We start from the raw sequence: 13,779 nt of genomic DNA, 5'->3' as shown, positions 1-13,779 counted from the left end.
GAAAGGTGATCGCGATGACCGACCTCTCCAAGACAGGGCACGCCGAAGGACCCGGCGGTGAAGCGGGAGTGGGCAACCCGCTCCACCGTGGGCTCGGCGTGTTGCAGATCGTGTTCATGGTCGTCGCCGCGGCGGCACCGCTCGGCCTCGTGGCCGGCGGGGTGCCGCTCGCCTTCGCCGTGAGCGGCAGCCCGGGGATGCCGCTGTACTTCGCGCTGTCCACCGTGCTGCTGCTGGTCTTCGCGGTCGGCTTCACGCTGATGGCCGGACGGGTACGCGACGCGGGGGCCTTCTACGCCTACGTCCAGGCGGGGCTGGGCCGGATCCCCGGTCTCTCGGCGGCGACCCTCGCGCTCTTCTCCTACACGCTGCTTCTCGTCGGGGTGAACGCCTACGTCGGGGTCGCGACCAGCAACGTCATCGAGCGGTACGCCGACGTCGGCTCCCCGTGGTGGGGCTGGGCGCTCGTCTCGCTGGGCGTCATCGCCTTCCTCGGCTATCGCGACATCGAACTGAGCGCCAAGGTGCTCGGTGCCGTGCTGGTGCTGGAATCCCTGCTGCTCCTGGTCCTGGATCTCGGCATCGTGGGCCACGGCGGCGCCCACGGACTGACGGCCGAGCCGGTGTCGCCCTCGATCGTGGGCACCGGCTCCCTGGGCCTCGGCGTCATGTTCGCCCTCTTCGGGTTCATCGGCTTCGAGGCGACGGCCGTGTTCCGCCACGAGGCGAAGGACCCCGACGTCACGGTCCCGCGGGCGACGTACGTCGCGATCCTGGTGATCGGAGCCTTCTACTCGTTCACCGTGTGGGCGATTGTGGTGGGGGCCGGCGTCGACTCGGTGGTCGGAGCCGCGCAGGCCGACCCCGAGGGCCTGGTCCTCACGCTGACGCGGAGCTACGTGGGGTCCGTCTGGGCCGACGCCATGCAACTCCTGCTGATCACCAGCCAGTTCGCTTGCGTACTGGCCTTTCACAACGTCGTGACGCGCTACCAGTTCGCGCTGTCCCGGGCCGGCGCGCTCCCGGCGTCGCTGAGCGTCGTCCACCCCCGGCACCGCGCACCGTCGGCGTCCTCCGCCGTCGCCTCGGCGGTCGCGTTCGTCACCACGCTCGTCGTCGCCTCGCTCGGCCTCGACCCGATCGGAGACCTCTACGCCTGGTTCTCCGGTGCCGCCACGCTCGGCATCGTCCTGCTGATGGCGGCCACCAGCCTCGCCGTCATCGGCTTCTTCCGGCGCGCCGACGGGCGGCCTTCGGTGTGGCGGACGGTCGTGGCCCCGGCCGTCGCCTTCCTCGGCCTGGCCTGCGTGGTCTGCATGATGGTCGCCAACTTCCCGCTTCTTGTCGGCACCACCAAGGGTGCCTGGGTGATCGGCGGCCTCGTCGCCCTCTCGGCCGTGGTCGGCGCGGTGCAGGCCCTCGTCCTGCGCGCGCGCCGACCTGCTGTCTACGAGCGCCTCTGAGCGACGTGCCGGTCAGCTCGTGAGCCGCAAGGGCGCGGCCGGTCTGTGCACCGTGCACCGCCCCCGGAGGAAGCCGGTGCCCAGTGTCGTTCTCACCACGGCCGTGGCCTGTGACAGTGGGGTACCAGGCAACCGCCACCGGCGAAGTCCCGTGTCGCCGAGCACCGTGTCGTGGGCGGGCCGACCGAGGCGCCCGAGGGAGTGACGTTGAAGAATCGGACTGTCGTGGTGGGGCTCGGTGCCACTGGCCGGGCCATCGCCTCTTCCTTGCTGCGACGCGCGGACGTGGAGATCGTGGGAGCGGCGGACCGGGACCCCCGCGTGGTCGGTCAGGACCTCGGAGTGCTCCTCGGTGGCCACCCGAACGGTGTCGTCGTCGTGAGCGACCCGGCCGAGCTGCCCGCCGCCGACCTCGCGATCGTGGCGACCGTCTCGGATCTGCACCGGGCGGCCGACGTCCTGTTGCCGCTGCTGGAACGTTCGTACAACGTTCTGAGCATCTGCGAAGAGCTGGCCCATCCATGGCGGAGCCACCCCGACCTGGCCCGGCGGCTCGACGACACGGCGAAGGCGCACGGCGTGACCGTCCTGGGCAGCGGGGCGAACCCGGGCGTCCTGATGGACACCCTTCCCCTCCTCCTGACCGCACTGACCCAGCGTGTGGAGAGCGTGCGGATCCGCCGGCGGACGAACATGTCACGCTACGGCGCGATCCTGTCGAAGTTCGGCCTCGGTCTGACCATGCGCGAGTTCGCGACGGCTCGCAGCCGGGGCGAGGTCGTCGGGCACCACGGCTTCGAGCAGGCCATCGGGGCGCTCGCGGCAGGGCTCGGATGGGATCTCGACTCGGTGGACGTGGGAGAGGTCGAACCCGCTGTCGTGACGACTTCGCCGCGCGTCGGGGACCACGTACGTATCGAACCGGGGCAGATCGCGGCGGTCACTCACGCCGCCCGGGGCGTGCTCAAGGGCGAGGTGGTGATCGACCTGGAGATCACGTTCGGGTTCTTCGAGCCGGCCGACGAGGTGGCCGCGGGCGACGACTACCGGATCGTCGGAGAGGAGCAGGTCATCGACCTCCGTTCCTCCGCGGGCTTCGATTCCTTCCTCAGCACCGTCGCGGCAGCGGTCAACGCCTCCACCGCGGTCGTCGAGGCGCGTCCCGGTCTCCTGACGATGGGGGACCTGCCCGTCCGTTCGGTCGCGGCCAAGGGAGAGCGGCGAGCGGGCCGGGCCTCACTCGGGGCCACGACTTCTCAGGACTGAGAGAGCACGAAGTGGGGCGGACGCCCCACCTGGAAGGAGATCGGGACAGCATGAGGACCGACAGCACGAAGTACACCAGCTTCACCGGCTGGATCGACCCGCCGGACGACGTGCAGCCCGCGCTGGACGGCGACCTCACCTGCGACATCGCCGTCATCGGCGGCGGCATGGGCGGCATGGCGGCCGCGCTGCGCCTCGCGGAGCGCGACCAGGACGTCGTCCTGCTGGAGGCCGAGTTCTGCGGCTACGGCTCGGCCTCGCGCAACGGTGGTCAGATCGCCGGGGCGCCGGGCGGCGACCTGCGGATGCTCAGCCTCCAGTCCCCGAAGAAGATGCCGGTCATGGCCAAACTGGCGGAGCACGCGGGCCGCTATGTGGAAGACCTCATCAAGAGGCACGACATCGACTGCGACTACGTGGCGAACGGCCTGGTGTGGGGTGCGGTCTCACCCCTCATGATGCTCAGGGTGCGTACCCAGGCGGCGATCCTGCGCGCCTTCGGTGGGGGCGGGACCGTCGGCAGCAGGGAGGAGCTCGGCCTCCCCGCCGGCTTCGTGGGCGGGATGAGGGAATCCATCGGGGGGATGTTGAACCCGGGCAAGCTCGCCCGTGGCGTGCGCCGCGCACTGCTCGCCTCCTCGGCCAAGGTCTTCGAGCGGACGCGGGTGAGCGATGTCCGGCGCACAGGCGGCATCGTCGAGATCACGACACCGCGTGGCACCGTGCGGGCCGACAAGGTGCTGCTCGCGACCAGCGTCTACGGCGGCGAGTGGGACATCACGCCCAAGAACCTCGCGACGCCGCTGTACGTCATCGAGATCGAGTCGGAACCCATCGCGCCGGAGCGGCTCGCCGCGCTGGACTGGACCAGTCGGTCCGGCATCATCACCCAGCACCAGTTGATGACCCACTACCGGCTCACCGAGCGCAACACCATCGTCTGCGGGGTCCGCAAAGCGCAGCGAGGCCAGACCTACCCGCTCCCGGACCGGGTCCCGGACCCCGATGTCGTGCGGGACATGGGGAAGGACCTGGCCAACCGGTTCCCGTCGCTGTCCGACGTGGCCATCGAGCGGGCCTGGGGCGGTTGGATCGGCATCAGCCCGGACTGGCTGTCGGTCGCCGGGCAGGTGGGTGACAACGTCTTCTACGCGATGGCCTGCAACGGCCACGGCCTCTGCCAGGTGCCGTACGTGACCCATCAGCTCGCCGACTACATCGTCGACGGCGAGATGCCGGAGGACCTCGCCGGCATCTGGTCGGACGCCCCGAAGTACTCGCCGTCGATGTCGCTGCTGTTGCAGCCGTTCGTCCTCCGGGCCGTCTGGGGGCTGGACCGGTTCAACGACTTCTTCAACGGCAGCAGGACACGGGCCCGGCGGGCGCTCCGTCGTCGTAGGCGCGGGGGTTCCTGAGGATCGGGCGACGCCTGCTCCGTGACGGCGCGGTGTGAGATCGCCACCCGTTACGACAACACCGTCGGGTCCTGCGCAACAGCCGCCGCCCTCGCACCACTCCTGACGCGGGCCAGGCATGCGACGACAGGATCTAGGCGGGCCCTCGCGCGGCGCGCGGCAGGGGAGGCGACAGGACCCAGAGGACCTCGCTCACCGTCGTACCCGGATTGTCGAACTGGTGAAGCGTCTGGCCGGAGAACGACGTGGACGCCCCTGCCGACAGCATCCGGGTCTCGCCCCCGACGATCAGACGGGTCGAACCGCTCAGCCCCATCGCGAAGACCGTGGCGGTGTCGAGCCGGTAGGGCCCTCCGGTACCCCCGCCCGGCTCGATCACGGAGCGGAAGACCTGGAACGCCGTGGTGCCGGCGGGCGTGAGCAGGTACTCGGCCACGCCCTCACCGCCCATGTCGATCCTGCTTCCGCCGTCCACGACGTGCTCTTCGGGGTACGCGAACAGCTCCCCGACCCCGATCCGCAGCACTTCGCAGACGCGCAGCAACGTCGGGACGGACACGCTGGTGAGCCCACGCTCCAACTGGCTCAGAAAGCCCTTGGTGACCTCGGCCCGCTGCGCGACCTCCGTCAACGACAACCCGCGGTCGAGCCTGATCTTCCGCAGCCGCGCACCCGTGGACGCCTCGAGGGCGGCGGCGCCGCGTTCCGATCCTTCTGCTGTCCCGTCGTCACCGATGGACATGGTGTGCTCACCGCCCGTCCCGAGGCCGAGGTCGTGTGCCTGTCAGGTGACGGGCCGACCCGGACGAGTCCTCTCCGTGGCACGAGGCTAAGGCATGCGTGCCAGGGGCGTTCGCTGCGGAGGGGGGAGGAGAGGGGCGATGGCGTCCAGCCCTTGTGGCGCCGTCCCGGGCGTGGTTAACCTGCCGCCGTTTAGTGGTAGTAAACAGCGGCCGAGGGCTGTCACGCCTTCGCCGTCGGCCAGGCCGCCGACAATCCTTCATCGGTCTGGGACACAGCATGTCGGGAGCCCCGGCTCCCCGAGAGCAGAGGGACACTGAGGACATGGAAGAGCTGTGGCCCCCGCCCTCGCGTGAGGTCGCCGATGCGATCAGATCCCTGTGTCAGCGCCTGCTGACGGAAACGGACGCCCTGATCGACGCCTTCGCAAGGCCCTCTCTCGTCGCCCAGAACGATCCCGCTCTCCTCGCGGACGCATCGCTGGTCGAGGAGGATCGCGCGCTCAACCGCTCTGAGGTGGTCCAGTGGTTGACCGCAAACGTTCAGCAACCGGGGCGGAGGGTAGAGCCCTACGTCAGTCCGAGGACCACGGCGTACATCAACGATCTCGTCTCCCGGGGCATCGCGCCCGACTTCGCCGTCGCCTGGCGGGTGGCCCTGGGGATCGGCTGGCGGCGATGGCTGCAGGAATGCGTGGCGGACTGCGCGGATCCCGATCTTCTCGTGGGGGTCCTGGACGTGACGGCGCAGTCGCTGGTGCAGTACGCCCTCGACTCCGTCGCGGCCCTGCGGCAAGCCGGCCTCGCCGCGGCGATGGGGAACACGGATGCCGAGGGGATCGCGCTGATCCAGCTGATCGCCAGTGGGGCGCCGATGGCGGAGGACCTCGCCGAAGGACGCCTGCGCTACCGGATGGCGCGGTGGCACGTGGGCCTCGTCCTCTGGGTCGACGATCCCCAGGAGGCCGGTGCCCTGGACGAGGCGATCGCCGCCGTGCGCTGCTCCGCCGGAGGCCGAAGCGCCCTGGTGGCGCGCGCCAGCGCCACGTCGCGGTGGATCTGGCTCTCGGGGGAAGCCGTCCCGGACCTTCACCACGTGGAGAAGGACCTCGCGGCGACCGACGCGGTCCGCGCGGCGGTGGGAAGACCGGGACGCGGACTCGAAGGATTCCGCTCCAGTCACCAGGACGCCCTCGCGGCGCAGGCGCTCGTGATCCGGCTGGGGTCCGGCAGGCGGTTCACCGCCTACGCCGACGTCGAGCTGATCGACGCGCTCACGAAGGACCGGCCCGGCGCGCGCCGGTTCGTCGTCAACACCCTCGGGCCACTGGCCGAAGCCGACACAGCCCTGCGACAGGCACTGCTCACCTACGTGCAGTGCGGCTTCAGTACGACCCGGGCGGCCGCGGACCTCTACGCGCACCGCAACACCGTCGAACGGCGCGTCTCACGCGCCAACGAGCTCTCCACCGTCAAGGTGGAGGACAACCCGACCCACGTGGCGGCGGCGCTCCTGGTGCTGGACATCGCGCCTGACATCGTGACGATCGCTCCGCGCTGAACTCACGAGGCACGGGCTGCGGCCGGCATCCGCCGCGCAGTGTCCGTACTCGCGCGCAGGTTCCGACCCTCGGCGTTCGGCAGGTCTGCGGTATGTGGACGCGGACAGGGGCTCGCTCGGTTGACGCTTCATCAGGTAAGTCGGCATTCGGTCAGCATGGGCCGCAGAGCGTTCCCGGAGAATTGCCCGAACAGTCGCCGGTGACGGGGTGAAAGCCCAGGTGAGGGCCGTATCGCCCGGGCGGAGCGATGTTCCTCACAAACATCGTCCGGCACGTGCCGGTGTACAGTCGGGACCGCCCTTGACCTGCACAAAGCAGGCAGGGAGCCGTCCCAGAGGAGTCCACAGTGCTGCGCACTCTGTTCAAGTCCAAGATCTAGCATTTGGACGTCTGTGCAGGTCAGGGGCATGATGGGGGCCCCTCAGGTCAGCAAAAGGTCAGCATGCGTCGCAGCCCTGTCTCCGCTTGCTGACCTTCCGCCCTCTGCGCAGCGCCTGTGCATGGTTCCTCGCTCCCGCTCGGAAGGTTCGACACGTGGCTCGACAGCTCGCCCGCGGCATGGGCTCCTTCTTCAAGGAATGTGACTGCGCCAAGCCCACCCGCTGCCCGCACCCGTACGCGATTCGCTTCAGGGACGCGCTCGGCAAGCAGCGCGAGGAGTCCGGGTACGGCACGCAGGACGACGCGATCGAGCGCCTCACGGAGATCTACAAAGAGAAGAAGAGTACGGCGCCGTCCGTCGCCGAGGCCCGCCGTGAGCTGGGCCAGCAGACGGTCGAGGAATACGCGAAGCTGTGGCGCCCCCGGCAGCGCAAGATGACGGAATACTCCACAGGTGAGCACGTCGACAGCTCGATCAATGTGCACATCGTTCCCCGCCTCGGATCGCGAAAGCTGAACTCGGTCACGCCGATAGTCGTCGAGCGCTTCTTGGATGAATTGGAGACCGACAAGGTCGGTCGCGGAAATCAGGTGAACATATTCCGCACCCTCAAGGCCATCTTGCGAGATGCTTACGGAAAGGGGGCCATGGCAGACGATCCGGTAAAGGGCGTCCAAGAACCGGAATACGTTCGCGCGAAGGTGGTTATCCCGTCCCTCGCCTACGTGAAGAAGGCGCTGGCTGTAGCCGACGACGATCTCGCGCTTGAGATCGTCATGATGGTTGGATGCGGCCTGCGAAACGGTGAGGCCCGGGCGGTGAACGTCAACAATGTCGTGGCGGACGACGTCTATCGGGTGCACGAGCAGATCCACTCCAACACGCACAAGCCTGCGAAGCTGAAGCACCGCAAGGCGGGCGAGTTCAGGGAGGTTCCGCTCCCGCGCTCGGTGAAGGAGGCGCTGGAGCGCTACGAGGAGCAGCACGGCACCACCAAGGACGGCTACCTGCTGCGCGGCCCGAGCGGCTACTACACGGAGCCGATGGAACGCCGCCGTGTCCAGAAGCTCTTCAAGGACCTCCCTGCAGCGGAGGGCGTCGGGATGTACAGCTTCCGGCACTACTTCGCCTCGAACGCGCTAGGGAGCGGCATACCCATCACCGATGTTGCGGAGTGGATGGGGCACAAGTCCATCGAGGAGACTTACCGGACCTATCGTCACCTGATGCCGGGCAGCATCACCAAGGCTGCTCGAATTCTGGATGCCGGCCTCTGGGAAGCGGCTTGACTCCTATCTGGTGGCCAGAGCCGTCCTCGGTCTGGGTGAGAAGGAGGGCTGCCGAGCCGCGCCGGACGACTTCGTTGAGCACCTGGACGCCTGGTGGCCGGGTCGTGTCGACGCGATCCCGGTCGACGAACTCAAGGGCACCAGGTGGCGTCGGCGGCCAGCTGGTTACGGTTGGTGGCTTCCTGTGCAATACGGCGGCCTGGCAGCAGGACCTCGCGAGTCCTCTGTCGCAGTCTGGGCGGCAGCCAGGCCGTAAGCGTGTGGGCGCGCTCATCGGAAACCATCTGGCCCGGGGTGGAGGCGTGGCTCAGGAGGAGGTCGTACAACGCGGAGGCGGGTTCGACCGAGGGCAGCCCGCACTGGGTGGCTGTTACTGAGGCACGGGCGGGAATCGACAGCCCTTCAGCGTCCAGGTCGCCGTAGTAGACGATCCGTTGGATTCCATGGATCTCTTTGACCGTTTCGATGGAGGCTTCGAAGGCTCGTCCAGAGCCGAAGGCCACGGCTCTGGTGCGCCCGGGATTCGGGGTGAGCAGGTCTCGGAGTGTGGCGTAGGTGTCGCTGTTCTCGGCGACCAGGAGGGTGTCTCCGTCGCCGAGCAGTCGGTAGGCGAGGGGCGGTGGTTCGCGAAAGGTGCTGAGCTGTTCCAGGGTGAGGCGGCCGGGGGCGAAGAGCGCACCGGAGACGAGACCATCGAGGCGCTTTTCGTCCTGAAAGATCTCGTAGGAGCGTTCACGCAGGGGGATCGGTACGCGAAATTCGGGACGATTGCTGGTGTCGCGGAACCATCGGTTGATGAGGGCCAGGTCTTCGTGGTGGGCGGAGGTGAGGTACGCGGTGTGGGCCCAGTCGAGTTCAGGGCGGTAGGAGCGCCGTGTGGCGACAGAAGCGGGCTTGCGGGGGGCGACTGCGGGCAACCGGATCTGTTCGGGCAGGGCGGGACGGCCTGCGTCCCATTTGTGTCTCTGGCCGTGGGGGAGTCGCAGGGTGCCGGCGTCGGAGAGTTCTTCGAGCAGGGTGGCCAGTGCGGTGCGGGAGTCCTCACCGCGGGCGGTGCCGGGTAGGGCCGCGGTGAAGGCTTCCATCACCGTGGCGCGCGGCACGGTGGCCTTCTCGGCGCGAGCGTGCAGTGCGGCACTGAGGCGGGCGGCGCCTGGTGAGAGGCGAGGAAGCTGCTCGGGGGTGGGCGTCGTCATCGGTCCGTATCCCCCTTGGTGTACAAGCGTGCGGAGCTGAGGTATCCGTTTGCTTCGGGCTCGTGGGTGTCCGGGGCGGTCCGAGGGGTGGGGATGAGGGCGTTGCGGACGTGGTCGTCGAGGCGGATGCGGGAGAGGCCAGTGCGGGCTTCGGCGTCGTTGCGCAGCTGGATGGTGGCGGGGAACCGGGCCGTGACGGCATCGTCGCTCAGGCCGGTGGTGTAGATGAGCTGGATGCCGAGGGCTGCCGCCATCTGGGTTTGGATGTCGACGAGGTAGGGGGCGTTGGCGCGGCCGATGGGATTGTCCAGGAGGAGCAGTCCGCCGTGGCGGGTGCGGCTACGGGGGCCGGGGGAAGTGCGCAGCGCGGCGAGAGCGCAGTAGAGCAGGATGGCGCCAGTCAGTTCCTGGCCACCGGAGAAGATCTTGCCCATCTTCTCGACGGGCACGCGTTCGAGCCGTTGGGTGGCGTTGGGTTTCATGACCTCGGCGGTGAAGCGGGGAACGGCTGCGTGCAGGCAGCGCATGACCACCTCGGTGCCTTTGAGTTTGCGGGTGCGCGGGTTGGCGGCGAGGTTGTCGATGGTTTCGCGCATATGGGCAGTGAGCACGGAGGGCTCGGGCTTCCTGTAGCGGATGGTGAGCAAGCGCTGCCCTGCCCAGGGCGTGGGGCCGTCGGGGAAGACGGAGAACCGGCTCGCTTGGTCCACTTGCTGGAGAAGTTCGGTGACGAAGCCGCTGAGCTGGGACACAAGGGCCTCACGCGCCTTGCTCATACCTTCGAGCTGGGTCGTCAGGGCTGCGGCAGCGCGGTGCAACGCCGTAGTCCACTCTCGGGCGGCGGCGGGGATGTGCCGCCGGTCAAGAGCCGAGATCTGGTTGCGCAAGGGGATGTCGAGTTGCTCGAAGCGGACGTCGCCGGCCTGGTCCTTGAGCAAGGACACGCTGTCTTCGACGCGGCGCTCGGTGCTGGCGACCTTGCGCCGGGCGTCTTCGTAGCGGGCTGTGGCTTGCCGTACGGCGGGTTCGGCCGCATCTGCGGTGCCTTCGTACGCGGCGTCCGCGGGTTGAATGCCGAGCTGTTCGATCGTGGCATCCAAGCGGGCCAGGACATGACCGAAGGCGTCAAGTTCGCGAGTGTGCTGGCTCTGCTGCCTACGGGCCGCGTTGTACTCCTCGCCGGCACCACGTTCCGCCTGCTGCGCCTCCGCCTGGGCGTGCTCGGCACGGGCGGTCAGGTCGTAAGCCTCTTCGAGGGAGTGTGGGGACCACTGCGTGACGTCTTGAGGGCTGATGTCTTGTGCCGCGGCGGCAAGCGTGCGGTGTCGTTCCTTGAGACGGCTCTCCGTGTCCCGCAGGCGCCGTAGCTGGTCCTGGAGGCTGTTGATCTGTTGGCCTAGATCGCGCTGTACTGCGTCGCGCTGGACGTCATCCGCCGCGGCGGGAGAGCGGCTGTATTCCTGGGCGAAGGGCTTGACCTGGTCGGGGACCTGCGCCCACTCGTCCTGGCACGCGCGCAAGGCGTCTTCTGCTTCCATGGCACGCTGACGCTGGTCTTCTCCGATGGCCACACTGCGCAGGTCCTCGACTGCCTGCTCGTACCGGTGCTGGAGGACGGTGAGCGCTTCGCAGGGTGCTCCCTTGGCGTGCTGAGCCTGCTCGGCCTCGGGCGTGGCGGCGACCTTCTTTCGCGCCTGCGCATGGCTCTGGGCCTGCTGGACGGCGGCTTCCACCGCCTGGGTCATGCGCGCGATGTCGCCGTGGGCCGTCCCCTCTTTCTCGCCCAGCTCCTCGAGCTCGCGCTGACGCTGCTGAGCCGCTTCCGCGAGCACGGTGATCCGGTCGCGTGCCTGGCTGGCTTTCGCCTCGGCTTCCGCGAGATGGCGCATCGCCTGCGCGGCCTCGGTGGCCTCGCGGTGAGCCGTTTCCTGTTGTGTGTAGACCTCCTCGGCCGCGGTGACGGCGTCGTCGTGCTGTTCGGCACTGGCGCGCGCGACCTCAAGGCTGGCCTGGGATGCCTGCGCTGCCTTCCGGAGCTCCTGGAGCTGTTCGAGCCGGCCCCCCACGCTCACGGAGCCGACCTCGTCCAGCCAGTACGTGATCTTGTTGCCCAGGTCGCGGGTGACACGGATGCGTTCATCGAGCTCACCCAGTGCCTGGGCGGAGGCCGCCAGGCGTGCTTCGACCGCAGCTCGTTCGAGTGCCGCGGCCTGTTCGTCATGCAGGGCCGGGGTCGGCTCGGGCACCATCCGGCCGCTTGAGTCGGGTACTGGCGTCAGCATCCGTTCCCCGGTTCCCACCGCGACGGCCGCCGTGGGCAGGGGACGGGTGCGCTCCAGATGACGCCGCGCCTGATCCAGCGCTGTGGGGCCGCCGCCTACGATGATGCCGCCGACCAGGTCTGGGTGGTCGTTGATGAGGCGCTGGTGATCGTCTGCAGGGACGTTGTCGCGCAGCCACTGCCAGCCGGGGACGGCGTCGATGCCCTGGGCACAGAGGTCGGCACACAGGGAGCGGACCTCCTTGGTGGCGGGCAGGAGGCCGTCGCTGGTGTCCAGAGCGGCGAGGAGTTCTTCATCCGCACTGTGCTGGAGCTGTGTCCGCCTGAGCGCACCGTCCAGAGCGGTGATCTTCCGCTCGATCAAGCTCTGCAGGGCAGCGTAGTGGTCCGCGAGCCAGGTCAGGGCATTGCCGTCTTGCACGTCTTCGAGGCCGAGCTCAAGGAGTTCCGCAGTCACGGGGTGGCGGCGCACGGACTCGGCGCGGACACGGAGTCGGCCGGTCTCCGCCTCCGCAGCTTCTGCTGCGCGGCGGTCATCGAGAGCCCGCTCCTGCAGCGCAGGCAGCTGCTGATATGCCCGTGTCCGGCGACTGCGGGCCTCATCCTGTGCCTTCTTGGCCTCTACACGGAGCTGGCCGTGGTGATCAGCTTCACCGTCCATCCGGGAGGCGGCGTCCGCAGCGCTGTCGCCGGGCTGCACCTTTCCCTCTTCCTGTGCGGAGCGCAGCTGCTCCTCGAAGTCCTGCACCTGACGGCGCAACTGGCGCAGGTCTCCCTCAGCCGTACCGGCATCCTTATGGAGCGAGTCGCTTCGCTCGCGCCACTGCTGGATCTTGCTGCGAGACTCGGAGATCTCCCTCCCCAGATTGCCGGCCTCGGCGCGTGCCTGCGTTTCGGCCGCCGCGTAGCCCGCCCGCAGTGCTGCCGCGGCGGTATCACACGCCTGCACATAGGGGGCGGCTGTTTCCTCGGCTTCGGAGAGGGCCCGCTGCATGCGGCCGTGGCGCTCCTGGGCAGCCGCGTGACGCACAGCGACCGGGACGCTGCGCCAGCCCGCAAGGCTGTCTTCCAGCCGTTGCGTCGTCGCGGTGACTCGTTTCTGTTCCTCGGCTGATTCGCCCAGCTCGATGCCGCAGGCAGCCCAACGTACATGCGCCACACGTGCATTGGCGATGTCCAGTTCCTGCTTGGCTGCTTCATGTGCGCGGTATGCGGCATTGACCGTGCCTGTGGTGGCCTGTGCGGCGGCGGTGAGGATCTGATGCCGACGCATCAGCCCTGCGGCAAGGGCGGTGAGGTCGACCTTGGCCTGGCCAGCCTCGTGCTGCTGGTCGGTATGCTCCTGGTACCGCTCGGCTACCCGGGCGCAGGTCTCCTCCATGGCCAGCGCGAACTCCCGCTCCTTGACCAGTTTCTCGCGCTGGTCGTGGGCGCCGGCATAGGTCTCGAAGGCACTGCCGAGGCTGGTGTACTTGTCGTCGTCGTTGGCCTTCTCCAGCAGCCACTGGACGAACGCTGCCGCACTGGAGGTGGTGAACGCCTCGGCCGCCCCGCTCTCGGTGGCGTTCATCTTGCGCTGGACATCGAAGAGGCCAGGTTCGAGACCCAGACCGGCCTGATGCTTCTCCCACTTCTCCTGCCCGTCCACGATCTGTAGTTCCAACGCCTCGACCGTGGCCTGCAGTTCGCACAGCTCGGTGTAGTAGTGGTCGAACGGCAGCCAGTGACCATCGCGGTGGAACGGTAGATCGTCCGCGGACAGGGCGGCGCCCGGATGGAAGCTGTAGAAGCGGCGCTTGAGCTTGCCATCACCCTCGGGCGCGAGGATCTGCGCGGTGACCAAGAGCCTGCCAGTCCGGGCATCAGCCCACTCCAGCACGACATGGGAGGGCTGAGCCGGAGAAACGACGAAGCTCCGCAGCTCCTCGGGGTCATTGTGACGCAGCGGGATCGTGGTGCAGGTGATGCCGGTCAGCAGCACACCCTTGCCGCCGCCGTTCTGGAGCATGACCAGACTGGCCGGCGAGGGCCGCTGTGTGACGTGTCCGGGCGTCGGCATCAGGGATGCTGTCTCAACCAGGGGGCCCACGCCAGAAAAGTCCAGGTTTACGTCCTCGTAGCGGGCATCGAGCGGCCCGAAGTTGCGCAGCAGGATGCGGTTCAACTCGTACATCGAGAGGGGTCC

General features: G+C 68.5%; 8 protein-coding genes. 5 read left to right on the top strand and 3 right to left on the bottom strand.

Features of this window, described 5'->3' with window-relative positions; translation table 11 throughout:
- Positions 1-14: 14 nt before the first annotated feature.
- The 3 genes from ACFY8W_RS04605 to ACFY8W_RS04595 all read left to right on the top strand — a co-directional run bounded on the left by ACFY8W_RS04605 (position 15) and on the right by ACFY8W_RS04595 (position 4,144).
- The gene (locus tag ACFY8W_RS04605; RefSeq protein ID WP_391100163.1) at positions 15-1,463 is read left to right on the top strand and encodes an APC family permease; all 1,449 of its coding nucleotides are present in this window, start codon (positions 15-17) and stop codon (positions 1,461-1,463) included.
- Positions 1,464-1,670: 207 nt separating this feature from the next.
- A complete protein-coding gene (locus tag ACFY8W_RS04600; RefSeq protein WP_391100160.1) occupies positions 1,671-2,729 on the top strand; it encodes a dihydrodipicolinate reductase in 1,059 nt (352 codons plus the stop codon).
- A 50-nt stretch (positions 2,730-2,779) separates the two neighbouring features.
- Complete coding sequence (locus ACFY8W_RS04595) at positions 2,780-4,144, top strand: FAD-dependent oxidoreductase (RefSeq protein WP_391100158.1); 1,365 nt, start codon at positions 2,780-2,782, stop codon at positions 4,142-4,144.
- Between the two features lie 133 nt (positions 4,145-4,277).
- Here ACFY8W_RS04595 and ACFY8W_RS04590 read toward each other — a convergent pair whose 3' ends face one another.
- Positions 4,278-4,886, bottom strand: coding sequence for a helix-turn-helix domain-containing protein (locus ACFY8W_RS04590; RefSeq protein WP_391100156.1), 609 nt, complete (start codon positions 4,884-4,886; stop codon positions 4,278-4,280).
- A 323-nt stretch (positions 4,887-5,209) separates the two neighbouring features.
- On the opposite strand from ACFY8W_RS04590, the gene ACFY8W_RS04585 reads away from it, so the two are divergent.
- Together ACFY8W_RS04585 and ACFY8W_RS04580 are read left to right on the top strand one after the other, a co-directional pair.
- Entirely contained in the window at positions 5,210-6,445 is a 1,236-nt protein-coding gene (locus ACFY8W_RS04585) for a helix-turn-helix domain-containing protein (RefSeq protein WP_391100153.1), read from the top strand.
- Between the two features lie 535 nt (positions 6,446-6,980).
- Positions 6,981-8,117 (top strand): tyrosine-type recombinase/integrase, encoded by a 1,137-nt coding sequence (locus tag ACFY8W_RS04580; protein ID WP_391100150.1) that lies wholly within the window; start codon positions 6,981-6,983, stop codon positions 8,115-8,117.
- A gap of 131 nt (positions 8,118-8,248) precedes the next feature.
- On the opposite strand, the gene ACFY8W_RS04575 is transcribed toward ACFY8W_RS04580, so the two are convergent.
- Complete coding sequence (locus ACFY8W_RS04575; protein WP_391100147.1) at positions 8,249-9,313, bottom strand: Wadjet anti-phage system protein JetD domain-containing protein; 1,065 nt, start codon at positions 9,311-9,313, stop codon at positions 8,249-8,251.
- Positions 9,310-13,767, bottom strand: coding sequence for a hypothetical protein (locus ACFY8W_RS04570; protein ID WP_391100145.1), 4,458 nt, complete (start codon positions 13,765-13,767; stop codon positions 9,310-9,312). The genes ACFY8W_RS04575 and ACFY8W_RS04570 overlap by 4 nt, the downstream gene beginning before the upstream one ends.
- Between the last annotated feature and the right edge of the window lie 12 nt (positions 13,768-13,779).

The organism is Streptomyces sp. NPDC012637, from assembly GCF_042954805.1.
Classification (GTDB): domain Bacteria; phylum Actinomycetota; class Actinomycetes; order Streptomycetales; family Streptomycetaceae; genus Streptomyces.
Note: the sequence above shows the minus strand (reverse complement) of the source record. Positions and strands in the feature narration are given on the sequence as shown.